The sequence below is a fragment of the Rhodococcus sp. ENV425 genome, from assembly GCF_002887785.1.
In the GTDB taxonomy this organism is placed as follows: domain Bacteria; phylum Actinomycetota; class Actinomycetes; order Mycobacteriales; family Mycobacteriaceae; genus Rhodococcus; species Rhodococcus aetherivorans.
In genome coordinates this window covers 27,814-28,402 of sequence record NZ_PCZU01000286.1, presented here as the reverse complement: position 1 = coordinate 28,402, position 589 = coordinate 27,814, and the positions used below count along the sequence as shown (strand labels likewise).

General features: G+C 72.2%; 1 protein-coding gene. It reads right to left on the bottom strand.

Translation table 11 applies throughout. The annotated features are described in order from the left end of the window. A partial coding sequence (locus CQZ88_RS27465; protein WP_258008826.1) for an ABC transporter permease occupies positions 1–589 on the bottom strand: 589 nt, incomplete at both ends.

Genomic DNA, 589 nt, shown 5'->3' with positions numbered 1-589 from the left:
CACCACCACCAGCAGCACCCACAGCACCGGGTTGCGGCGCCAGTCCCGCAACCCCATGTCCAGCCCCACCGCGAACCGATCCGCCCGCCCGGCCCGGCCGCTGAGCCCACCGCTGCGGCGCACCCCGCCGACCGTGGTGGTGACCACCACCGCCCCGACGAGGAGAGCCCCGGCCATCCACACCAGTGCCCATCCCAGGTCCCCGACCTTTCCGCCGTGGCGGGAGGGCACATCCACCATCCACAGCGTCACGAAATGGGTGGGAAACCCGCGGGTGGCCACCCGCTCCGCCGAACCGATCGCCGGCCCGAAGAACACGTCGACGATCCAAACGAACAGGATCAGCACGGTGCCGTTGACCGGATTGGGCACCAGTGCGCCGACCACCGCCCCGATCGCCAGGTAGATCATCGCGAACATCACCGTGCCCACCGTCACCCGCACCGGAGCATCGATTCCGACCCGCACCGCCAGCGCCAGCAACGCCACCGCCGAGACCAGCACCGCCAACACCAGGCCGGTGCCGAGCCGGGCCAGCACCAGCCGCCCTGTCGCCAGGCCCGCCGACACCAGCCGCCGGTCCGCCGCC